The 20,038-nt window shown below is 72.9% G+C and carries 21 protein-coding genes; 8 read left to right on the top strand and 13 right to left on the bottom strand.

Features of this window, described 5'->3' with window-relative positions; translation table 11 throughout:
- Positions 1 to 70: 70 nt before the first annotated feature.
- Positions 71 to 847, top strand: a complete 777-nt coding sequence (locus A6A06_RS24125; RefSeq protein WP_073763441.1) for an SDR family oxidoreductase — start codon at positions 71 to 73, stop codon at positions 845 to 847.
- 61 nt (positions 848 to 908) lie between these two features.
- Here the strand turns inward: A6A06_RS24125 and A6A06_RS24120 are convergent, their stop codons facing one another.
- A complete protein-coding gene (locus tag A6A06_RS24120) occupies positions 909 to 1,733 on the bottom strand; it encodes an N-acyl homoserine lactonase family protein (protein WP_079194294.1) in 825 nt (274 codons plus the stop codon).
- A 118-nt stretch (positions 1,734 to 1,851) separates the two neighbouring features.
- Between A6A06_RS24120 and A6A06_RS24115 the strand changes: the two genes are divergently transcribed.
- Positions 1,852 to 2,298 carry a hypothetical protein gene (locus A6A06_RS24115; protein ID WP_242440914.1) on the top strand — a complete coding sequence of 149 codons (447 nt, stop codon included), beginning with the start codon at positions 1,852 to 1,854 and terminating at the stop codon, positions 2,296 to 2,298.
- 265 nt (positions 2,299 to 2,563) lie between these two features.
- Here A6A06_RS24115 and A6A06_RS24110 read toward each other — a convergent pair whose 3' ends face one another.
- The 3 genes from A6A06_RS24110 to A6A06_RS24100 all read right to left on the bottom strand — a co-directional run bounded on the left by A6A06_RS24110 (position 2,564) and on the right by A6A06_RS24100 (position 5,515).
- Positions 2,564 to 3,367: a DeoR/GlpR family DNA-binding transcription regulator gene (locus A6A06_RS24110; protein WP_073763440.1), complete on the bottom strand. Its 804-nt coding sequence runs from the start codon at positions 3,365 to 3,367 to the stop codon at positions 2,564 to 2,566.
- A gap of 76 nt (positions 3,368 to 3,443) precedes the next feature.
- Positions 3,444 to 4,334 (bottom strand): class II fructose-bisphosphate aldolase, encoded by an 891-nt coding sequence (locus A6A06_RS24105; protein ID WP_073763439.1) that lies wholly within the window; start codon positions 4,332 to 4,334, stop codon positions 3,444 to 3,446.
- Between the two features lie 245 nt (positions 4,335 to 4,579).
- Positions 4,580 to 5,515 (bottom strand): SIS domain-containing protein, encoded by a 936-nt coding sequence (locus A6A06_RS24100; RefSeq protein WP_073763438.1) that lies wholly within the window; start codon positions 5,513 to 5,515, stop codon positions 4,580 to 4,582.
- A 379-nt stretch (positions 5,516 to 5,894) separates the two neighbouring features.
- Here A6A06_RS24100 and A6A06_RS24095 point away from each other — a divergent pair, with 379 nt between their 5' ends.
- A complete protein-coding gene (locus A6A06_RS24095; protein ID WP_073763437.1) occupies positions 5,895 to 7,304 on the top strand; it encodes a sugar porter family MFS transporter in 1,410 nt (469 codons plus the stop codon).
- 372 nt (positions 7,305 to 7,676) lie between these two features.
- Here A6A06_RS24095 and A6A06_RS24090 read toward each other — a convergent pair whose 3' ends face one another.
- Entirely contained in the window at positions 7,677 to 8,258 is a 582-nt protein-coding gene (locus A6A06_RS24090) for a DUF6083 domain-containing protein (RefSeq protein ID WP_073763436.1), read from the bottom strand.
- Positions 8,259 to 8,558: 300 nt separating this feature from the next.
- Between A6A06_RS24090 and A6A06_RS24085 the strand changes: the two genes are divergently transcribed.
- Positions 8,559 to 9,392, top strand: a complete 834-nt coding sequence (locus A6A06_RS24085; RefSeq protein ID WP_073763435.1) for a DNA polymerase subunit beta — start codon at positions 8,559 to 8,561, stop codon at positions 9,390 to 9,392.
- A 50-nt stretch (positions 9,393 to 9,442) separates the two neighbouring features.
- On the opposite strand, the gene A6A06_RS24080 is transcribed toward A6A06_RS24085, so the two are convergent.
- The 4 genes from A6A06_RS24080 to A6A06_RS24065 form a co-directional block, all read right to left on the bottom strand.
- Positions 9,443 to 9,745, bottom strand: coding sequence for a YciI family protein (locus A6A06_RS24080; protein WP_073764492.1), 303 nt, complete (start codon positions 9,743 to 9,745; stop codon positions 9,443 to 9,445).
- A 100-nt stretch (positions 9,746 to 9,845) separates the two neighbouring features.
- On the bottom strand, positions 9,846 to 10,367 hold the full coding sequence (locus A6A06_RS24075; RefSeq protein ID WP_073763434.1) for a hypothetical protein: 522 nt from the start codon (positions 10,365 to 10,367) through the stop codon (positions 9,846 to 9,848).
- A gap of 499 nt (positions 10,368 to 10,866) precedes the next feature.
- Positions 10,867 to 11,082: a ferredoxin gene (locus tag A6A06_RS24070; RefSeq protein WP_073763433.1), complete on the bottom strand. Its 216-nt coding sequence runs from the start codon at positions 11,080 to 11,082 to the stop codon at positions 10,867 to 10,869.
- A 4-nt stretch (positions 11,083 to 11,086) separates the two neighbouring features.
- On the bottom strand, positions 11,087 to 12,277 hold the full coding sequence (locus tag A6A06_RS24065) for a cytochrome P450 (protein WP_199931119.1): 1,191 nt from the start codon (positions 12,275 to 12,277) through the stop codon (positions 11,087 to 11,089).
- A gap of 137 nt (positions 12,278 to 12,414) precedes the next feature.
- On the opposite strand from A6A06_RS24065, the gene A6A06_RS24060 reads away from it, so the two are divergent.
- Positions 12,415 to 13,080: a TetR family transcriptional regulator gene (locus A6A06_RS24060; protein ID WP_443333774.1), complete on the top strand. Its 666-nt coding sequence runs from the start codon at positions 12,415 to 12,417 to the stop codon at positions 13,078 to 13,080.
- Between the two features lie 128 nt (positions 13,081 to 13,208).
- Here the strand turns inward: A6A06_RS24060 and A6A06_RS24055 are convergent, their stop codons facing one another.
- Entirely contained in the window at positions 13,209 to 13,772 is a 564-nt protein-coding gene (locus A6A06_RS24055) for a GNAT family N-acetyltransferase (RefSeq protein WP_073763432.1), read from the bottom strand.
- A 162-nt stretch (positions 13,773 to 13,934) separates the two neighbouring features.
- Between A6A06_RS24055 and A6A06_RS24050 the strand changes: the two genes are divergently transcribed.
- Positions 13,935 to 14,663 (top strand): endonuclease V, encoded by a 729-nt coding sequence (locus tag A6A06_RS24050; RefSeq protein ID WP_073763431.1) that lies wholly within the window; start codon positions 13,935 to 13,937, stop codon positions 14,661 to 14,663.
- Between the two features lie 38 nt (positions 14,664 to 14,701).
- Here A6A06_RS24050 and A6A06_RS24045 read toward each other — a convergent pair whose 3' ends face one another.
- A complete protein-coding gene (locus A6A06_RS24045) occupies positions 14,702 to 15,922 on the bottom strand; it encodes a saccharopine dehydrogenase family protein (RefSeq protein WP_073763430.1) in 1,221 nt (406 codons plus the stop codon).
- A gap of 253 nt (positions 15,923 to 16,175) precedes the next feature.
- On the opposite strand from A6A06_RS24045, the gene A6A06_RS24040 reads away from it, so the two are divergent.
- Positions 16,176 to 17,105 carry a dihydrodipicolinate synthase family protein gene (locus A6A06_RS24040; RefSeq protein WP_073763429.1) on the top strand — a complete coding sequence of 310 codons (930 nt, stop codon included), beginning with the start codon at positions 16,176 to 16,178 and terminating at the stop codon, positions 17,103 to 17,105.
- Entirely contained in the window at positions 17,102 to 18,616 is a 1,515-nt protein-coding gene (locus tag A6A06_RS24035) for a sialate:H+ symport family MFS transporter (protein WP_073763428.1), read from the top strand. The genes A6A06_RS24040 and A6A06_RS24035 overlap by 4 nt, the downstream gene beginning before the upstream one ends.
- Here A6A06_RS24035 and A6A06_RS24030 read toward each other — a convergent pair.
- Positions 18,592 to 19,014 (bottom strand): protein-tyrosine phosphatase family protein, encoded by a 423-nt coding sequence (locus A6A06_RS24030; RefSeq protein WP_073764486.1) that lies wholly within the window; start codon positions 19,012 to 19,014, stop codon positions 18,592 to 18,594. The genes A6A06_RS24035 and A6A06_RS24030 overlap by 25 nt on opposite strands.
- Positions 19,015 to 19,186: 172 nt before the next feature.
- Positions 19,187 to 19,924: an MgtC/SapB family protein gene (locus A6A06_RS24025; RefSeq protein ID WP_073763427.1), complete on the bottom strand. Its 738-nt coding sequence runs from the start codon at positions 19,922 to 19,924 to the stop codon at positions 19,187 to 19,189.
- Positions 19,925 to 20,038: the final 114 nt, after the last annotated feature.

Raw genomic sequence — 20,038 nt, 5'->3', positions numbered from 1 at the left:
CAACACCTGTAATCCCCGCAGCGCCTGTAACACCCGCTGCCCGCAACACCCGTCGAGGAGCCGACCGATCATGTCCCGTACCTGTCTCGTCACCGGAGCGGCCTCCGGCATAGGCGAGGCCACTGCCGCCCGCCTCCGTTCACAGGGGCACACCGTGATCGGCGCGGACCTCGAAGGCGCCGACATCCGCGTGGACCTCTCCACCGCCGAAGGCCGTACGGAACTGGTGGCACGGGCCCGGGAACTGACCGGCGGACGGCTCGACGCGGTGATCGCCTGCGCCGGGACCGCCGCCTTCGACCCGCTGACCGTCAAGGTGAACCACTTCGGGGCGGTGGCCACCCTGGAGGGGCTGCGCCCGCTGCTCGCCGCCGGTACCGACCCGCGCGCGGTCGTCGTCTCCTCGGTGGCGTCCGTGCATCCCGTCGACACCGTCATCGTCGACGCGGCGCTGGCCGGTGACGAACCGACGGCGGTCGCCGCGGCGCAGGCGGCCGTCGACCGCGGCGAGGGGTACCTCGTCTACGGCTCTTCCAAAGCCGCCCTCGCGCGCTGGGTCCGCCGCACCGCCACGACCGGCGACTGGGCGGGCGCCGGAATCCCGCTCAACGCCGTCGCGCCGGGCACCGTCATCACCCCCATGACCGCGCCCATGCTCGCCGACCCGGAGATGCGCCAGGTGGTGGACGCCAGCGTCCCGATGCCCCTGCACGGGCACGCCCGCCCGGAACAGGCCGCCGCGCTGCTCACCTGGCTGACGTCACCGGAGAACACACACGTCACCGGCCAGGTCGTCTTCCTCGACGGTGGTGCTGACGCTGTGCTGCGGGGGGACAGTACTTGGTGACGGATCGTCAGGCGGGGAGGGGGCGGGCAAGGGGCGTGGGCAAGGGCGTGGGCACGGCGTTTCAGGGGGCCTGAGGCGGCCCGGAAGGTTCGGGTTGCTCGGACGGCCAGATGCGCCCGGACGACTCGGACGACTCGAAGCGCTCGGTCGGCTCGGTCGGCTCGAAGCGCTCGGTCGGCTCGGACGGCTCCCACACGGAACAGTCGTGGGCGAACATCACCCGCCGCGGATCGAAGGCGCTGAGCCGCTCCAGCCACGGCGGACAGCTGGGCAGCGGGGCTTCGACCCCGTCGAGGGCGGCCTGCCGGGCGAGCTGGTCCGACGCGAATTCCGACGTGCTGTCACGGGCCTGCCCCGCCAGCACCGCGGTGCCGTCCCGCTGCCGTACCACCAGGGACTGGTGCCCCGCGGTGTGCCCCGGCGTCGGGACGATGTGGACGCCGGGCCACACCTCGGCCTCGCCGTGCAGCTCCTCGTACACCGCACCGGGGAAGTCGACCAGCGCGTCCACCGTATGACCGCCCGCGCGGGCCAGGGCCAGTTCCGCCGCCTGCACCAGAACGGGCCTGCCGCTCAGCAGCGGATTGCCGCCGCAATGGTCGAAGTGCAGGTGACAGTTGACCACCAGGGAGATGTCCGCGAGCCGGTGCCCGGCCGCGCCCAGCGCGGCTTCCAGGGACCTGCGCCGCGGACGGTAGTGCGCCTCGGTCTCCGGGTCGGCGGCGCCGATCCCCGTGTCGAACAGCAGCAACCCGGCGTCGTGCCGCACCAGGTAGGCGAGCGCCGGCTCCACCCGCGGCTCCCGGCCGCCGGTTTCCGAAGCAGGACGTACGAAGTAGCCCAGGTCGAGCCGGCGCACGCCGCGCACCGTACTCTCGTGGTCCATAGGATCCATCGGGCCATCGTGGCAGCGGCGAGGCGGGGCGGGGAGTGGGGCTGTCCCCACCCGCCCGTGGGCCCAGACGGATACCGCGTCGGCCGGGCGCTTCATAGCGTCAGTGACCATGGAAACCAACGAGCACTCCACCACCGCGGCGGCACTCCACAGCGTGCCCGGCCACCGCGCGCAAGAAGCCTTCGGCGCGGCGAAGACCAGCATCAAGGTCTACGGCGCACTCAGCGCCGTCGCTCTCCTGGCGGTCGTCGCGGTGGCGAGCGGCGGCCATATGGTGAACACGTTCATGTGGGTCCGGGCAGTCCTGCTGCCCGTGGCCGCCGTGCTGATCCACCGGCTGGCCGTCTCGGCTTCCCGGGGATCGCGACGGGCCTTCGAGCGCGTGAGCGCCCTCGCCGTCATCATGCCGATCGCCATCATCGGCGTCGACCTGATCCCGGGGGTCTGCCCGCCCTGGTACGCCGCGACGCAGACCGTCTGCATGCTGCCCGTCATCCGAGTCGCGTTCCTCACCCGGGGCTCCACACTGCGCGCCGCCTTCCCCAAAGCGCGCTGACCCTCCGGCAGCCCCCGGCAGCCTCCGGAGGCCCCCGCAGCCCCCGGAGGCCCTCGGCGCCGTCATCGCTCAGCGGTCCTGGTCAGGTGGCCCTCACTCAGCGGCCCTGGTCCGGTGGCCCTCGTTCAATGAACCCTGCTCAGCAGGCCCTGCTCGACGAATCCTGCTCTGCGAATCCCGGTCGGTGAATCCTGCTCTGCGAATCCCGGTCGACGAATCCCGCTCAGCGAATCCCGGTCGGCGAATCCCGCTCAGCGGCCCGCGCTCAGTCGTCCGCCGCGGGGCGGGCGGCGACCACGCGCAGCCCCCGCTCGCCGAACTCCCGGCGGGTGGCCTCCTTGGCGCCGCTGTCCGTGATGAGGGTGTCGAAGACATCCGCGCCGCCGACCCGCGCGAAGCAGCGTTCGCCGATCTTCGAGGAGTCCGCGACGAGCACCGCGCGCCGGGCCCGCTCGGCCATGAGCCGGTTGATCCGGGCCTCCGCCTCGTCGTGCACGGTCGCACCCATCACCGGGTCTATCCCGTTGGCGCCGATGAAGGCGATGTCCACGGAGATCTGCTGGAGGACCAGCTCGCTGAACGGGCCGACCAGTTCGAACGACCGGGAGTGTGCCACCCCGCCGGTCAGCACGATCTTGATCTGCGGCCGTACGGCGAGTTCGTTGGCGATGTTCAGCGAGTTGGTGACGATGGTCAGGTGCGGCTGCGGGCCCGCTTCCGCGAAGTCCGGCCGGGTCGCCAGTACCCGCGCGATCTCCGTGGTCGTGGTGCCGCCGCTCAGGCCGACCACGTCGCCGCGCTCGACCAGCTTCGCCGCGGCCTGCGCCACGGCTTCCTTCTCGTCGGCGCGGTGCGCCCGCTTGTAACGGATGGGCAGGTCGTACGCCACCGAGCTGAGCACCGCGCCGCCCCGGGTGCGGGTCAGCAACTGCTGATCGGCCAGGGCGTCCATGTCGCGCCGCATCGTGGCGGCCGAGACCTCCAGCTTGGTCGCGGCCTCATCGACCTCCACCCGGCCACGTTCGCCGAGGAGCTCCAGGAGGGCGTTCATCCGTTCGTGGCGGTTCATGGCGCGAGCCTAAGTCCTTCCCGGTGACCTGTGTGATATCGGTGAGCCCGCCGACGGCAGGAGGCCCGCCGCGCTCTCACCCCCGCACGCGCGCCTCCGTGACGGCCGGCCGACCCGCTTCCGCGGGCGCGGCAGGGGCGCCGAGCAGGGTCAGGAGCCGGGCGGCCTCCCGGGCCACGGCTTCACGCGCCGGTTTCACGTACTTGCGCGAGTCGACGAGGGAGAGATCCTCGTCCAGGGAGTCCCGGATGCTGCGGGTGAAGACGGAGACCAGGTGGGTGGAAATGTTGATCTTCGTCATGCCTGCTGCGACGGCCCGGCGGAGTTCGTCGTCGGGTACGCCCGAGGAGCCGTGCAGCACCAGCGGCACCGGGAGCCGCCCGGCCAGTGCCGTGATCAGCTCCTTGTCCAGGACGGCGGTGCGTTCGTGCATCGCGTGGGAGGAGCCGACGGCGACGGCCAGCGCGTCCACCCCGGTCGCCCGGACGAACGCCAGCGCCTCGTCGGGGTCGGTACGGGCGCCGGGGGCGTGCACCCCGTCCTTGCCGCCGACCTCGCCCAGTTCGGCCTCGACATAGGCGCCGCGCTCGTGGCACCAGGCGGTCAGCTCCGCCGTGGCGGCGACGTTCTCCTCGTACGGGAGGGCCGAGGCGTCCACCATCACCGACCTCACCCCGGCCTCGACGCCCTCGCGCACCAGCTCCGCCTCGGTGATGTGGTCCAGGTGCACGGCGACCCGCGCGGCGGACGCCTCGGCGAGCGCGAGGGTGGCGCGGGCGATGGGCAGCAGGCTGCCGTGGTAGCGGATGCAGTTCTCACTGATGCCCAGAATGACCGGGAAGCCGCTGCGCTCGGCGGCCGTGACGAGCGCCTCGGCGGTCTCCAGGTGGATGACGTTGAACGCCGCGGCGCCGGCCCGCGCCTCACGGGCGGCATCGACGATCGACGAGGTGGGAACGAGGGGCATGGAATCCTGCCTCCCTTGCGGGCACCGCCGTTACCGACGGTTCACGGACGGAACGAAACGGAGCGGAACGAAGCGGAGCGGAGTGGAACAGAACGGAACGGAACGGGGACAGGGACGGGTGGGACACGCGGGGACGGCCGGGCACAGGCGGGGACGAGAGGGACGGCCCCGCCGACGCGCACGGCCGATACCCGACCCCGCTGACACGTACGGCCGCTACCCGACCCCGCAGGCACGTACGCCCCCTACCCGGCCGCCGGCTCCGGCTCGGCCTCCGCCTCCGCCTCCGCCTCCGCGAGCATCACCGACCGGGTCAGGCTGCGCGGGTTGTCCGGGTCCAGGCCGCGGGCGCGGGCCCGCTCCAGGGCGATCCGCTGCACCAGCACCAGATCGGCCAGCGGGTCGCGCCCGTGGTGCACGAACCCGGCGCCGGTCCGTGCGACGTCCGCTTCCAGACCCTCCGGCACCTGGCCGAACACCCAGGTGACACGGCCCGGTGCCGCTATGGAGATGGGGCCGTGCCGGTACTCCATCGCGGGGTAGGACTCCGTCCAGCTCTGCGACGCCTCCCGCATCTTCAGTGCCGCCTCGTTGGCCAGGCCGTACGTCCAGCCCGTGCCGAGGAAGGAAAACTGCTCGGCGTCCACCCACTCCTTCTCCACGGGCGCGGCCAGCGCCTCCTCCGCGTCGCCCACCGCGCCGGACAGGTCCTCGCCGAGGTGGGCCCGCAGCAGCGCGAGCGCGGTCGTCGCGAACCGGGTCTGCACCACGGACTTCTCGTCGGCGAACGGCAGGGTGACCGTCGCGTCCGACAGCTCGGTGGCCGGGGTGTCGGGGTCACCGAGCACCGTCACGGTCGGGATGCGCCCCTTCACCTGCTCCAGCAGGCGCAGCACCTCGGTCGTGGTCCCGGAGCGGGTGATCGCCACGACGGCGTCGTAACCGCGGTCGGCGCCGAGGAACGCCTCCGACGCGGCGAACGCGTCCGTCACGCCCAGCCCGGCGCCCTCACGCAGGGCCGCGTACGCCTGCGCCATGAACCACGAGGTGCCGCAGCCCACCACCGCGACCCGCCGGCCGGCGCCGGGCAGCGGGGTGTCCGAGCGGCCGATCCGCGCCGCCTCCCGCCACGTCCCGGGCTGGCTGCGCAGCTCCTGCTCCATGTACGAGGTCCCGCTCACGACGCCCTCCAGTTGTCTGCGTGAACTTGCAACAAGATGCTCCGTTGCAAGCAACTCTACGCACGCCCTGCGGCGTAATCCATCCCTCGAAAGGGTGGGAGCGCCGGTGCGGCGGGGAAGGATGTTTCATGAACTGGCGCTCTTTGCAGGAGATATAGGGAAGGCCTGGTCGCCTCAGGTGACTGTTGACACATGAATGAAAGGAGTCGAATACTCGCAGGATCACTCATGCAGCCGCAGTGGAGCGGCGGCCGTCAGGCAGTGCAGCCAGCGCTGGCGCCGGGCGGTGCGTCCCGTCACCGGCCGCGCACCCGCGGCTGCCGCAGTGACCGACACGCAGCAAGGCCGATCCGCCGACAGTCGTCACAAAGGACTCCCCATGTCCGTTGCAACGCGCTCCACGCAGTCACCGTCATCGCCGCCGGGCCAGCCGCCCCGCCGCACCGGCCGGCTCTTCGCCCTCACCGGAGCCGTCGTCGGCGTCATCTACGGCTACGACACGGGCAGCATCTCCGGCGCTCTGGTGTTCCTGAGCAAGGACTTCCACCTCAGCGACACCGAGAAGGGCCTGGTCAACAGCATTCTGGTGTTCGGTTCGATCGTGGGGGCGCTGATCGGCGGCAAGCTGGCCGACGCGCTGGGCCGCAAGGCAGCCATGCTGATCGTCGCGGGGTCGTACACGGTCTTCGTGGCGCTCTCCGCCCTCGCTCCGAACGTCGTCGTCCTGGACGCGGTGCGGTTCCTGCTCGGCGTCGCCATCGGCATCTCGATCGTGGCGGCCCCGCTGTACATCGCCGAGTCGACACCGGCGCGCATCCGTGGCGCCTCCGTGGCCGCGTACCAGGTCGCCACGGTCTTCGGCATCGCCCTGACGTACTTCGTGAACTGGGGACTGTCCGACGGCGGCCACTGGCGGCTGATGCTCGGCCTGGCCGCGATCCCCGCCGCTCTCGTGCTGATCCCGCTGTTCCGGCTTCCCGACACGCCCCGCTGGTACGTCCTCAAGGGCCGGACCGAGAAGGCCGTGGAGGTCATGGCGCTGACCGACCCCGACGTCGACGCCCGCGCGGAGACCGAGGCGGTCCGTGCCGCACTGGCGGAGGAGAGCGGCGGTTCGCTGCGCTCGCTGCTGCACAAGCCGTACGCCCGCGCCACGGTCTTCGTCGTCGGGCTCGGCTTCTTCTGCCAGATCACCGGCATCAACGCGGTGACGTACTACAGCCCGCAGATCTTCGAGGAGATGGGCTTCACCGGCGACGGGCAGAACTTCCTGCTGCCGTCCTTCGTGCAACTGGCCTCACTGGCCGCGACGGTCCTCGCCATCCTGATCATCGACCGGCTCGGCCGCCGTGTCGTCCTGCTCTCCGGCATCGCGACGATGACGGTCATGCTCGGCGTGCTGACCGCCGTGTTCGGTTTCGGGGACCCGCAAGGCGCCGGGACGTGGATCGGCTTCGGCGCCATCCTGCTCTTCACCGCCGCCTTCAACTTCGGCTTCGGCTCGCTGATCTGGGTGTACGCCAGTGAGGCGTTCCCCGCCCGGCTGCGCTCCACCGGCGCGTCGGCGATACTGACGGCCGATCTCGTCGCCAACCTCCTCATCGCACAGTTCTTCCCGTCCCTGATGTCCTGGGCGGGCGCCGCCACGACCTTCGCGGGTCTCGGCGTCCTCGCGCTCGGCGCGCTGGTCTTCGCCGCGTTCACCGCCCCGGAGACCAAGGGCCGGCAGCTCGAAGAGATCCAGGGCTTCTGGCTCAACGGGGGCCGCTGGCCGACCCCGGCCCCGTAACGGCACGGCACGGGGCGGCGGCTGCCGGGTGCCACCGTGGTGGCGTGCCGGTCTGTACCGCATGCGCGGATGCGGCGCGGCGGGAACCGGTGAACAGGGCCCGGCCCCGTCGACGCCGTGATGGAGTTCGTGATCCTCCGGGTTCGTGACCTTCCGGGGTCATGACCCTCCAGGGAGGAAGCGGCGGTGCTCCATTACGTGGTGCCCGGCAGAGTGCGGGGTGGGAGATGGCGGCCGAGGCGTGGTCGTGCAAGTGGCCGGCGGATGATCCGGAGGCCCTGGCGGGGCTGACGGATCTGGCGTTCGGGCTGCGGCTGGGCGGGATGCGGGCGTGGGTGGTGTACGACGCCGCCGACCACACCTACCAGCTGTTCACCAGGGGCACGCGGGCGGATTGTGCGGCATGCGGCCAGGCCGGTCGCCCGCCCGGTCGTCCGCCTCGCCGGTGAAGGGCGGTGTCTCGGTTGAGGGCGGCGCGTCCCGTCCGCGGACGCGGCGCTCGTAGCCGGCGTTCAGTTCCCACACCGCGAGGAAGATCCGGGGCAGTTCCGCGGGCCGTGGGCTTCTGGCGCAGACGGGGCGGTGGGCGATGCGGCAGCACGGCGGCGGAGAGCCGCCGACCCGGTTGACGGCGCAACCGTCGTGGCCGATGACCCAGCGGTGCCCTTCGGGTACGTCGAGCGCGGCCGGCTGGACCTCGGGTTCGAGGAGGACCCAGTGGCCGTATCCGGTCGGGAACCGGTCCTGTTCACGCCCGCACGCCCGGCAGGCCGGCGGCGCAGGAGGCGCGGGGGCGTCGGAACCTTCGGCTTCGGCCTGTTCGTGGTCGATGCCGGCCGCGGTCCGGGTCCAGCAGGTGCCGCACAGTGCGCCGAACGGGTGTCCCCGCCAGGTGGTGCTGTCGTCAACGGCGCGGCAGCCTCGGCAGGTGCGCGGTTCGGAAATGTCCCCCATGTTCGCAGGGTGGTCGGGACGGGGCGTGGCTGCCAGGGGGCTGTTGGCCAGGTGCGCCGGAGCGCGGAGGCATCCAGTGGTGAAAGCCGCGCCCTACGCGCCCCTACGTGCCCTTCCGCAATCTTTCACGCCCGTTCACACCCCTGCGCCTCGTGCACCCCTGCGCCTCGTGCACCCCTGCGCCTCGTGCCGCGCTGCGCCTCGTGCCGCCCTGCCTCGTGCCGCCCTGCCTCGTGCCGAAATCGCTGGTCCGGCCCCGGTCACGGTCCCTACGATGCGTTCATGCAGGAGACCCCGCCCATGCCCGACATGCCTGCCTCGTCCTGCCCCGCCCTCGACCGCCGCGTCACGCGCCTGCGCGAGCTGGCCGAGGCCGAGCCCCGGCTGGAGGGGGTGCTGCTCTACGGCTCGTGGACCCTCGGCGAGGCCGACGCCCACTCCGACATCGAGGCGTACCTGTACGTCCGTGACGCGCATGCCGACACCTTCGACGGCCGGGAGTTCGTCGGCCGCATCGCCCCGCTGAAGCTGGCGTACACCAACATGTACGGCATCCTGGCCGTCGTCTTCGACGACCTGATGCGCGGCGAGTTCCACGTCGTGGCCGCCGGGCCGGGCATCGACGAGGTGCCCACCTGGCGTGGCATGGTGCACCTGCCGGACCCCGGGGCCGCCGTCCTGCTGGACCGCGGCGGACGGCTGACCGCCGCGGCCCGCCGCCTCGCCGACCCGTGCCCGCCGGAGCCGGGCCCGACCGCTCAGCAGCTCACCCACGAGCTCACCAACTGGACGCTGATGCTCGCCCACGTCCTGAGCCGCGGTGAAACGGCCCGCGCACACGCGCTGCTGCACTCGGTCGTCGCCCCGCTACAGCTCCAGCTGTGCCGGCTGCTGCGCGGGGCCACCACACACTGGCTCACTCCCAGCCGCGCCCTGGAGCAGGACCTGCCCGTCGGCGACCGCGACCGTTACACCGCGACCACCGCTCCCGCCGTGCTCCCGGCCGTACGGGCGGCGGCGCGGGCCGGCTGGCAGTGGAGCCGGGAGCTGACCGGCCAGGCAGCGGCACGGTGGGGTACCGAGGTGCCGACCGGGCTGCACGAGGAGATCGGGGAGCTTCTCGGCCGCGGCTGATCCATGGAGCGGGCCGCTCCGGCAGGCACGGCGGCGTTCCGGGCGGCCGCTCAGGAAGGAGGCAGCTGTTCCTTGTAGGGCTCCAGCCCCGGCGCCGTCGTGGTCGCCACGAATTCGGTGATCCGGTAGTCGCAGACGCCCGCGACCGTGAAGGGGTCCTCGGCGATGATCCGCTCGGCCGTCGCCCGGTCCGTGACGGACGCGAGGATGACGCCGCCGTCGCGCGGCACCTTGCGCCCGGCGGCGAGGAAGTGGCCGGCCGCGTAGTGCTTCTTGAGCCAGTCCACGTGGTCGGCCAGTGCGGCGTCGACGCGCTCCATCGGCGCGGTATAGGTCAGCTCCAGTACGAACATGCGTGCCATGGTATGCAGTCGCTGTGCCCCGCCGGGCCGGGAGGTGGGGCCCGGCGGGGCACAGCGGCCCGGTGCGCCGCGGAATGGGTGGCCCGTGGCGTCAGGACTGGTCGTTCTGGCGGCGGCGCAGGAAGTAGGTGCCGCCGACCGCGGCCGTGGCCAGGACCGCGGCACCCGCGACGATCTCCGTCGTGTTGGAGTCCTGGCTGGTGCTGCCGACACCGGTGTGCACCTTGCCGTGCGGCTGCTTGGCGTCGGTCTTGAAGGTCGTGAACCACTGCTTGCCGTCGGGGCAGTCGCCGTTCACGCCCCAGGACGCGTAGCGGCCGAGATGGTTGGGGCCGCCGGAGAGCTGGGACGCCACCCGGGCGGTCCCGCGGTAGGTCTTGCCATGCTTATGGGTGCGGTGCAGCCAGATGGTGCCGCTGCGGAAGCCCTGTGAGGAGGCGGCGATCCGGCCGGCCTTGCCGGTGTCGCAGGTGACGGTGACGGTGACGGCCCCGCCGGGGCCGACCAGCTTCGGGCTGGTGGTGGCCACGGGCTTGGCGAACGCCGCGCCGGCCGACAGGCCCAGGGCGGCGATGGTGAGACCCGATGCTGCGATGACGCGAGTGGAACGCATGGGTGATCCTCCGGCAGCGCGGAGGCGGCGCGGGTGCGCCGCGGCAGATCGGATGGATCCGCGCTGACGCATTTGAGATAAGCCTCGGCGCGCCGTCCCCGCCCGGTGAGGGCCCGTCAGGTAGGGTGCCGCCCTCCGGCGTGTCGTTTCCCGCCGGGCGGCGTCGCGGCAGGTCACTGCGCCGACACGCGGTCGGCGATTTGTCCGCGCCGGTCAGGGACAGACGGGTGAGGGGCGGCCGCGCCGGTGTAGGCCGTTCGGTGGGCCGGGCGGGCCGGAGAACACGCCGTCACCGACACGCCCGTAACGACACGCCGTCACCAGCAGGCACGCACCGGCAGACCGCCACCGACACGCCCACATCGACACCCCGTCACCAGCAGGCCCGCACCGACCCGCCGCCACCAGCACACCCGCACCGACCCGCCGTCACCGCCCCGCCGCCACCGAAGCGCCCTCACCGACGCCCCGTCACCGACACCCCCTCACCGACACGCCCTCACGGCCGAGGCCCGACGACCGTCTCGCCCTCCCGGATCAGGATCGCCATGGCCGGACAGGAGTCCGCCGCGTCCAGTGCGCTCTCCTCCTCGGGGATCTCCTCGTGCAGCGGCCGGGCGTACGGCCCGTCCAGGACGAAGAGGTCCGGGGCGATGCCGGCGCACATGCCGGACGCCATGCACTGTTGTCCGTCGATCGCGGCCTTCCAGGTCATCGGCTCACCACCCCACCGGCAGCACGCGCGGGCCGCGGACCAGCATCTGGTTCTTCCACACCACGTCCCCGGCGACGTGCAGCCCGGGGAAGCGGGTGATCAGGACGGTCAGCGCCTCCTGGAGCTCCAGCCGGGCCAGCGGCGCGCCGAGGCAGTGGTGCACACCGTGACCGAAGCCGAGGTGCTGGTTGCCGTCGCGGGCGATGTTGAGGGCGCCCGGTTCGTCGAAGCGCAGCGCGTCGCGGTTGGCCGCGCCCACGGCGACCACGACCGGTTCACCCGCCCGGACGAGCGTGCCGCCCACCTCGATGTCCTCGGTGGCGTAGCGGGCGAAGCTGGCGCCGCTGCCCAGCGGTACGAAGCGCAGCAGCTCCTCGACGGCGCTCTTGACGAGTGTGGGCTCCGCGCGCAGCCGTTCCAGCTCGCCGGGGTGGTCCAGCAGGGACAGGACGAAGTTGGGGATCTGGGTGGCCGTGGTCTCGTGCCCGGCGACCAGGATGCCGATGCACAGGTCGATCAGTTCCAGCTCGGTCAGCCGGTCGTTGACGTCCCGGGCCTCGATCAGCCCGGTCATGATGTCGTCCCGGGGTGTCGCGCGGTGATCCTCGACCAACTTTGCCATGTAGGCGCGCAGTTCGTCGCGGTTGGCGTCGAACTCCTCGGCCGTCAGGGAGCTGGTGGACAGTGCCGCGTCGCTCCATGCGCGGAACTTGGGCCGGTCCTCCTCGGGTACGCCGAGCAGCTGGCAGATGACCGCGACCGGAATGGGCAGGGCGTAGCGGTCCACGAGGTCGACGGGCGGGCCCGCGGCCTCCAGCTCGTCGGCCAGCGCGTGCGTCAGCTCGCGCACCCACGGCCGCAGCTTCTCCACCTGGTGAACGGTGAACGCCTTGGCCACGAGGGTGCGCAGCCGGGTGTGGTGGGGCGGGTCCATGCTCAGGATCCCGCTGTCGAGCCGGCCTTCGGACTGGCGCGGTTCGTCGCGGTCGAGCCCTTCCGCGCGGCTGAAGCGCCGGTCGCCGAGGACCAGCCGCGCGTCGGCGTAGCGGGTGGCGAGCCAGGCCGGTTCGCCGTACGCCATCTGTACCCGCAGCAGGCCGGGCCGGTCGCGGATCTGTTCGTAGGTCTCGGAGAGAGCCAGTCCTTCGGGGTCGTTGAACGGGTAGGCAAGGGGCATCGTGTCGGTCGTGGTCACCGGGGGCCTCCCTCGTGTAAGCAGCTGCTTACAAAGTAGAGGGGTGTTCTTGGTACGGTCAACGGCCCTGCACGATCTTCGTGTTGACGGCGCGTCGGGCCGTGCCGGGCCCGGCGAGGGACGAGAGGAGTACGCGGGTGGACGAGAACGAGCCGGTGGCCGGGCCGGACATCGGTACGGAACGCGTACCGGACGTGCCCGGACCGGTGCCGGAGACGGGCGGCGCGGCCCGGCGCCGCGGGGCACAGGGCACCCGGCAGCTGCTCCTGGAGGCGGCGGCCGCGCTGTTCGCCGAACGGGGCTACGAACGGGCGACCGTACGCGACATCGCGGAGCGGGCCGGAGTCAACCAGGCCCTCCTCTTCCGCTACTTCGGGTCGAAGAAGGCTCTGTTCGGCGAGGTGGTGGCGCTCGATGGCCAGGCGCAGCTGCACAGCACACCGCCCGGCGAGCTGTTCGAGGCGGCGCTGCGCGGCATGCTCCGCCACCGCGGCGAGGACCCGGAGAGCCGAGCCCTGGAGACCTTCCTGCGCTCGATCGGCGACAGCGAGGAGATCACCACCGCCGTACGGGAGATGAGCGACGGCTACGCGCGGGTGCTCGCCACCCTCAGCACCGCCGACGACCGCGGGCTGCGTGCCGATCTCGCCCTGTCGTGGATGCTCGGCGTCGGCCTGATGCGGGTGGTCGTCGGCAAGCAGCCGCTGGCCGACGCCGACCCGGACACCGTGTGCGCGCTGGTCACCGGCGCGCTCGGCACCCTCCTGGAGGACCTGCCCCGGTCGGCGCCGCCCCCCGCGTGACGGCTCCGCCGGGCCACGCCCAAGCACGCCCAAGCACGCCCACAGGCCACCGGCCTGCCGGGCGGCCTACAGGTCACCGGCCTGCCGGGCGGCCTACAGGTCACCGGTCTCCCGAGCACGCCCTCGGCTCACCGCCCACCCGCCCGCTGCGCACGCCACTCCGGGGCCAGCACCGACCAGATCTCCGTGTCGTGGCGTACGCCGCCGTGCAGGTGGAACTCCCGCAGGACCCCGTCGCGTACCAGCCCGAGCCGCTCGGCCAGCTTGGTGCTCGCGGTGTTCCCGGCGGACGCCCACCACTCCACGCGGTGGATGCCGCGCTCCTCGACCGCCCAGTCGACGATCACCCGGATCGCCCGCGTCACGAGCCCGCGCCCGACGGCCGTCTCCTCCAGCCAGCAGCCGACCTCGCAGGTCCCCGCGGCGGCGTCGAAGGTGCGGAACAGGACGCCGCCGACGAGCGTGCCGTCCGTCCAGATCCCGTACAGCCGCCCGCTGTCGGCCGCCGCCTTGTCCGCGTACGACTGCAGGAACGCCCGGGACGAGGGGAGGTCGGTGCACATGTCGGCCAGCCCGATGAAGCGGCCGATGTACTCCCGGCCGCGCTCCATGTGCGCCAGGTACTCCTCGGAGTGGTGGGGCTCCAGGGGCCGCAGTTCGGCACCGTCGTCACCCAGCGATATCGCGAACATTCCACTCCCGCATCACACGTGCTTCTTCGCCCGCACGGACAGGGCTCCGCGGCGCGCGGCACCGGCCGCAGCCGGAACGCGCGTCGCGCGCGCATCATCACACACGGCTGCCGCAGCTCACAGCGGTTTACCCGGCCGCCCGTTCGATACCGTGGTCCCACCATGACGAACGACGCCGCGATCTCCCTCGATGACGAACTGGCCCACTGGCCCACCGACGAGGCCGGGGCGCTGGCGGCCCAGGACCGGCTGCGCGCTCACGTACGGCGGGAGCAGTCCGGGCCCGAGCCGGGTTCCGCCGGGACGGTCGTCGGGGTGGACGTCGCCTACGACGACGAGCGCGACCTGGTGGCCGCGGCAGCCGTCGCCATGGACGCCGTCACGCTCGCGGTCGTGGAGGAGGCCACCGCCGTCGGCCGGGTCTCCTTCCCGTACGTGCCGGGGCTGCTGGCCTTCCGGGAGATCCCCACCGTGGTGGACGCCCTGGGCCGCCTCGGCCGCACGCCGGACCTGGTGGTCTGCGACGGCTACGGGCTCGCGCACCCGCGCCGCTTCGGCCTCGCCAGCCACCTCGGCGTACTCACCGGCCTGCCCACCATCGGCGTCGCCAAGAACCCTTTCACCTCGCGGTACGCACTGCCCGGCGGGGAACGCGGCGAGTCCTCACCGCTGCTGGACGGCACCGCCGACGGCCGCGACGAGGTGGTCGGGCGGGTGTTGCGCACGCAGCAGGACGTGAAGCCGGTCTTCGTGTCGGTGGGCCACCGCATCGACCTCGACCGGGCCTGCGCGCACACCCTCCATCTGACGCCCGCGTACCGCATCCCGGAGACGACCCGGGCCGCCGACGCGCTGTGCCGGCGCGCCCTGGCACAGGCACGCGCCGACTGACGGCCCGGCGCCCGGACGGATCACGGCGCCCGGTCGGATCACGGGGCCGTACGCCCCGAAGGCGACGCGGATTCGGCGACCACCCGGAACGTGATGCCCGCCCGCCGGAGCCGCCCGGTGAGCGCGTCGCCCATCGCGACCGCCGTGGTCACCTGGCCGGACGTCGCGGGCAGGTCGTCGAAGGCCAGGCTCAGCGCCGACTCCGCGAGGATCTTCGCCGTCTCGTCGTAGCCCGGGTCGCCGCCCGCGACCTCCGTCAGGACGCGCCGGCCACCGCCCTCGCCGACGAACCGCAGGGAGAACCAGCTGCGCGCCCGCCGCTCCTCGTCCGGCCCCGCGCCCGGTGCCAGGCGCCCCGACAGCCAACGGCGTGCGGGCGGCAGCTGCGCGACCGCGCAGGCGGCGCCCGCGCCCAGCGCGCCGCCCACGGCGACCGGCAGCCACTTGACGGCGGCGAAGTGCCGGTACCGGAAGTCGGGCCCGTACTGCTCCAGTCCGGCCGCCGAGCGGGCGACCACCTGCGGGTCCAGCGTCGGCAGCGGCACGGCCCAGGCCCGTACGGCGCCGTTGCGGTACGGCCGTCCGAGCGGGGCCCGTACCGTACGGCCCGCCGGCCGCGCCTCCAGGCGCTGCCGGTCGCGGGCGGCGCGCACCATGCCCAGCGGACGCGAGGCCACCGTCAGCGCGGAGGCCAGTGTGCCGCCGGAGACGGCGGCGTTGCTCCGTACGAAGCCGTCGACGCGCAGCGGCACACCGGACGGCAGCAGGCCGACCGTGAAACGCACGCCGAGGTCCGGCGGTACGCAGTCGAAGCCGCAGGCGTGCACGATGCGGGCGCCCGACGCACGCGCCGCCGCGTCGTAGCGCACATACGTCCGGTCGACGAACTCGGCCTCGCCGGTCAGGTCGGCGTAGTCCGTACCCGCCTCGGCGCAGGCGGCGACCAGCGGGTCCCCGTAAGTGAGGTACGGGCCGACGGTCGTGGCGAGCACGCGGGTGCTCGCGGCGAGCGCGCGCAGCGAGCCGGGGTCCTCGGTGTCGGCGCACAGCAGGGGGAGGCCGGAGCACGCCGGGTCGATCGCGGCCAGGCGGTCCCGCAGCCGGGCGAGCTTCGCGCGGTCGCGGCCGGCCAGCGCCCAGCGGCAGTCCGCGGGAGCGTTCCGGGCCAGGTACGCGGCGGTCAGCTGCCCCACGAATCCGGTGGCGCCGAAGAGGACCACGTCGTGGGCTCGTGCTGCGGTGTCCTGCCGTGCCGTCACGCCTGCCTCCGCCTCGGTTCCCGGCCGTGGCGCCGGCCGGTCCGGCGTCACGCTAGGCAGCGGTTGACGTTCCGTCAACGAAGGGGCCGTGGCACGCGGTCTTGACACGCCCGGACGGCTGGTCCACATTCACCCGCACGTCCGCCGACACAGGACGTCCGACGTCCGGAATGTGTATGACCGTGCCCGTGCGGGGACGTACCCGGCGCGTCCACGACGCAGGCACACGGCACGAGCAGAAGGCTGATCACCCATGCGTCCTCCCGCGCCGCTCACCGGCGTCGTCCCACCCCTGTGCACCCCGCTGACCCCTGACGGCCGGGTCGACACCCGCTCGCTGGCCGCGCTCGCCGCCCGGCTCGCCGGCGCCGGGGCGAGCGGGCTCTTCGTCCTCGGCTCCAGCGGCGAGGCCGCCTTCCTGACCGACGCGCAGCGCCGCACCGTCGTCGAGACGGTGGTCGAGGCGGCCGGGGGACGGCTGCCCGTACTCGCCGGCGCCATCGACATGACCACGCCGCGCGTACTCGAACAGGCCCGGCAGGCCCGGAGCCTGGGCGCCGACGCGGTCGTGGCCACCGCGCCCTTCTACACGCGCACCCACCCCGCCGAGATCGCCGGTCACTTCCGTCGCGTACGCGACGGCGCCGGCCTGCCGCTGTTCGCGTACGACATCCCGATGGCCGTGCACACCAAACTGCCGCTCGACACGGTGCTCACACTCGCCCGGGACGGTGTGCTGGCCGGCCTCAAGGACAGCAGCGGCGAGGACGGGGCACTACGGCGCCTCCTGGTGCGGGTGCGTGCGCAGGCACCGGACTTCTCCGTGCTCACCGGGTCGGAACTGACCGTGGACGGCGCCCTGCTGGCGGGCGCCCACGGAGTCGTCCCCGGCCTCGGCAACGTCGACCCGCACGGCTACGTACGCCTCTACGAGCACGCCACCGCGGGCCGCTGGCGCGAGGCCGCCGCCGAACAGGACCGGCTCGCCGCCCTCTTCTCCCTCACCGACGCGGGCGACGCGGCGGTGATGGGCCGCAACTCCTCCGCGCTCGGCGCCTTCAAGGCGGCCCTGCACCTCCTCGGCGTCATCGACTGCCCGGCCACCGCGCCGCCGCAGCTCCCGCTGGACGAGGCAGCGGTCGGCACGGTCCGGCGGTGCCTGGAGGAAGCCGGGCTGCTGTGAGGGCGCGCCCGGCGCAGGCCCCCGGGCGCCGGGACCGGCGCCCGCCCTGGTACCGGCAGGTGTCGCCCCGCCAGTGGAAGTCGATGTTCGCCGCCTGGGTGGGCTACCTCCTGGACGGCTTCGACTTCGTCCTGATCACCCTGGTCCTGACCGAGATCGCCGACACGTTCGGCCTGAGCACGGCCGGCGCGGCCTCCCTGGTCTCCGGCGCGTTCATCACCCGCTGGCTCGGCGGGGCGCTCCTCGGCGCGATGGGCGACCGGTACGGGCGCAGGCCCGCGATGATCGCCAGCATCCTGCTGTACTCGCTGGGCACCTTCGCCTGCGGCTTCGCCTGGGACTACACCAGCCTGTTCGCCGCCCGACTGGTCATCGGCATGGGCATGGCGGGCGAGTACAGCGCCAGCGCCACGTACGTCCTGGAGAGCTGGCCCGCCGCCCTGCGCAACCGGGCCTCCGGCTTCCTGATATCCGGCTACGCGGGAGGCACCGTCCTCGCCGCCCAGCTGTACCAGTGGGTCGTGCCGAACTGGGGCTGGCGCTGGATGTTCTGGATCGGGGTGCTGCCCGTGCTGGTCGCGCTCTGGGTCCGCAGGTCGCTACCGGAGGCGGACGACTGGAGCGCCGAGGTGGGGGCCGCCGGAGCGCGCCCCAACCCCTTCGGGCCGCTGTTCGCCGGGCGGGCCAGGCGGCGGCTCAACACCGTGCTCGCGGCCGTCGCGTCCGCCGCCCTCTTCTGCGTCTTCACCCCGGCCGGTACGGGACACGTCCCCTGGCTGGCGGCGCTCGCCGCGCTCTGCCTGACCGCGTTCGCCGTCCAGCTCGGCGGCCGGCGCGGCTGGGTGCTGTACGTGTCCCTGACGGTCACCGTGTTCTGCGCGTTCCTCTACAGCTGGCCCGTCCAGGCGCTGCTGCCCACCTACCTCAAGACCGAGCTGGGGTACTCGCCCGGCCAGGTCACCGACGTGATGTTCTACGCCGGGTTCGGCACGATGGCGGGCTGCTGGCTCGCCGGCTTCGCGGGCGACCGGTTCGGCACCCGGCGCGCGTACGCGGGGACGCTGCTGGCCTCCCTCGCGTTCGTCTTCCCGGTGTTCGCCGTCCAGGACAGCCTGGTCGCCCTGGGCGTGCTGCTCTTCGCCCTGCTCGCTCTCGGCCAGGGCATCTCGGGCATCCTGCCCAAGTACATCGCCGGGCACTTCCCGACCGCGGCGCGCGCGGCGTCGCTCGGTTTCGTCTACAACGTCGGCGCGCTCGGCGGGGCGGTCGCCCCGGTGCTCGGCGCCCGGCTCGCCGAGGGCATGCCGCTGGGCCGGGCGCTGGCCGTCCTCACCTTCGGGCTGACGCTGGTCGTCATCGTCCTGGTGGGCGGCGACGTTCCGGTACGGCTCGCCAGGCTGCTGGACCGGGACACGGTGGGCGACCACCTGGTGCCTTCCGGGACCGGGACCGGGACCGCGGCCGGGACGGCGGCCGCATCCGGCGGTCAGTGCCCAAAACGACGTACGTAGCGCCGCTGCCAGGGTGTCTCGACGGCGCGGCGGTCGTAGCCGCCGCGTACGAAGTCCACCGCCTCTTCGGGCGGTACCCCGTCCAGGACGGCGATGCAGGCGAGGGCCGTACCGGTACGGCCGCGGCCGCCTTCGCAGGCGACCTCGACGCGTTCCGTCGCCGCGCGTTCCCGGACCTCTTGGAAGAGTTCACGCGCCCGGACGCGGTCGACCGGCAGCCGGAAGTCCGGCCAGCGCAGCCAGCGGGCCTCCCAGGAGACCTCCGGCGGCTCCTTGCCGAGCAGGTACACGGCGAAGTCCGGCGCCGGTCCCGGCGGCAGCGGGCGGCGCAGCCCGCGGCCCCGGACCGTGCGTCCGGAGGGCAGCCGCAGCACCCCCGCGTCGGTGTCCTGCCACATCGAACTCACCGTGCCGCCTCCCCGTTCCCGCCCGTCGCTCTGCATGACCCCGTTGCTCCGTACGGCTCCGTTGCTCCGTAGGGCCCTGTCGCTCCGTAGGGCCTTGGCACTCTACGGCTTTGGCACTCTACGGCCTGGGCGCTCTAGGGTCCTGGCACTCCGTACGGCTTTGTCACTCCGTACGGTCCGACTCCCGCCCCATGGACACTCCGCGCACGCCGTCCAGCTCCGTCAGCCGCTCCACGAGCGGGTGTGCCGAGCCGGTGCCTTCCAGCCGCAGCAGCACCTCGGCCGGCACCTGGTCGTCCGACCCCGTCTCCACCTGGACGTCGGTCACCTGGAAGCCGCTGCTGGTGCACATCTCCAGCATCCGGCCCAGCAGACCGTGCTGGGCACGGTAGCTCAGGCGCAGTTCGAAGCGCTCGACGAGCGGCGCGCGCCGCCGTCCCGAGAACAGCTTCGGGAACCCGCGGACGACGAGGAAGTGGACGAGGGTCGCGCCGAGGGCCAGCAGGGGCAGGCCGCCGCCGCAGGCCATGCCGATGGCACAGGTCAGCCAGATCGTCGCGGCGGTCGTCAGACCCCGTACCGCGTCCTTCTTCACGAAGATCAGACCGCCGCCGATGAAGCCGATGCCCGAGACGATCTGCGCGGCGACGCGGGACGGGTCCAGCGTGACCCCGTCCGTGCCCAGCAGGGCGTAGAAGCCGTGGACCGAGACCTCCATGAACAGCGCGCTGCCCACGCCGACGAGGGTGTGGGTGCGCAGCCCCGCGCTCTTCTGCTGCACCTGCCGTTCCAGCCCGATGAGGGAGGACAGGAGCAGCGCCAGGGCCAGTTCGGCGAACTGGCGGAGGCCCTGACCGTGGCTGATGTCGAACAACGGTGATGCGAGGTACGTGTGAGGCATCTGGCCATTGTCCCTCCGTGTCCGGCGCGCGGGCCGTTGTCAGTGGTCGCCGCTAGCGTGGTTCTCACGGTGACCGGCAGGCGGCCGGTCCGGCGCGGGAGGGAGTGGTTCCGG

Origin of the sequence: Streptomyces sp. CB02923 (genome assembly GCF_001905005.1) — a bacterium.
Lineage (GTDB): Bacteria > Actinomycetota > Actinomycetes > Streptomycetales > Streptomycetaceae > Streptomyces.
Note: the sequence above shows the minus strand (reverse complement) of the source record. Positions and strands in the feature narration are given on the sequence as shown.

Excerpts from the sequence above, each read along its gene's own strand:
- A6A06_RS24125 (WP_073763441.1), top strand. The coding sequence starts at position 71 with ATGTCCCGTACCTGTCTCGTCACCGGAGCGGCCTCCGGCATAGGCGAG.
- A6A06_RS24120 (WP_079194294.1), bottom strand. The coding sequence starts at position 1,733 with ATGGACCACGAGAGTACGGTGCGCGGCGTGCGCCGGCTCGACCTGGGC.
- A6A06_RS24115 (WP_242440914.1), top strand. The coding sequence starts at position 1,852 with ATGGAAACCAACGAGCACTCCACCACCGCGGCGGCACTCCACAGCGTG.
- A6A06_RS24110 (WP_073763440.1), bottom strand. The coding sequence starts at position 3,367 with ATGAACCGCCACGAACGGATGAACGCCCTCCTGGAGCTCCTCGGCGAA.
- A6A06_RS24105 (WP_073763439.1), bottom strand. The coding sequence starts at position 4,334 with ATGCCCCTCGTTCCCACCTCGTCGATCGTCGATGCCGCCCGTGAGGCG.
- A6A06_RS24095 (WP_073763437.1), top strand. The coding sequence starts at position 5,895 with ATGTCCGTTGCAACGCGCTCCACGCAGTCACCGTCATCGCCGCCGGGC.
- A6A06_RS24090 (WP_073763436.1), bottom strand. The coding sequence starts at position 8,258 with ATGGGGGACATTTCCGAACCGCGCACCTGCCGAGGCTGCCGCGCCGTT.
- A6A06_RS24085 (WP_073763435.1), top strand. The coding sequence starts at position 8,559 with ATGCCCGACATGCCTGCCTCGTCCTGCCCCGCCCTCGACCGCCGCGTC.
- A6A06_RS24080 (WP_073764492.1), bottom strand. The coding sequence starts at position 9,745 with ATGTTCGTACTGGAGCTGACCTATACCGCGCCGATGGAGCGCGTCGAC.
- A6A06_RS24075 (WP_073763434.1), bottom strand. The coding sequence starts at position 10,367 with ATGCGTTCCACTCGCGTCATCGCAGCATCGGGTCTCACCATCGCCGCC.
- A6A06_RS24070 (WP_073763433.1), bottom strand. The coding sequence starts at position 11,082 with ATGACCTGGAAGGCCGCGATCGACGGACAACAGTGCATGGCGTCCGGC.
- A6A06_RS24055 (WP_073763432.1), bottom strand. The coding sequence starts at position 13,772 with ATGTTCGCGATATCGCTGGGTGACGACGGTGCCGAACTGCGGCCCCTG.
- A6A06_RS24050 (WP_073763431.1), top strand. The coding sequence starts at position 13,935 with ATGACGAACGACGCCGCGATCTCCCTCGATGACGAACTGGCCCACTGG.
- A6A06_RS24040 (WP_073763429.1), top strand. The coding sequence starts at position 16,176 with ATGCGTCCTCCCGCGCCGCTCACCGGCGTCGTCCCACCCCTGTGCACC.
- A6A06_RS24030 (WP_073764486.1), bottom strand. The coding sequence starts at position 19,014 with ATGTGGCAGGACACCGACGCGGGGGTGCTGCGGCTGCCCTCCGGACGC.
- A6A06_RS24025 (WP_073763427.1), bottom strand. The coding sequence starts at position 19,924 with ATGCCTCACACGTACCTCGCATCACCGTTGTTCGACATCAGCCACGGT.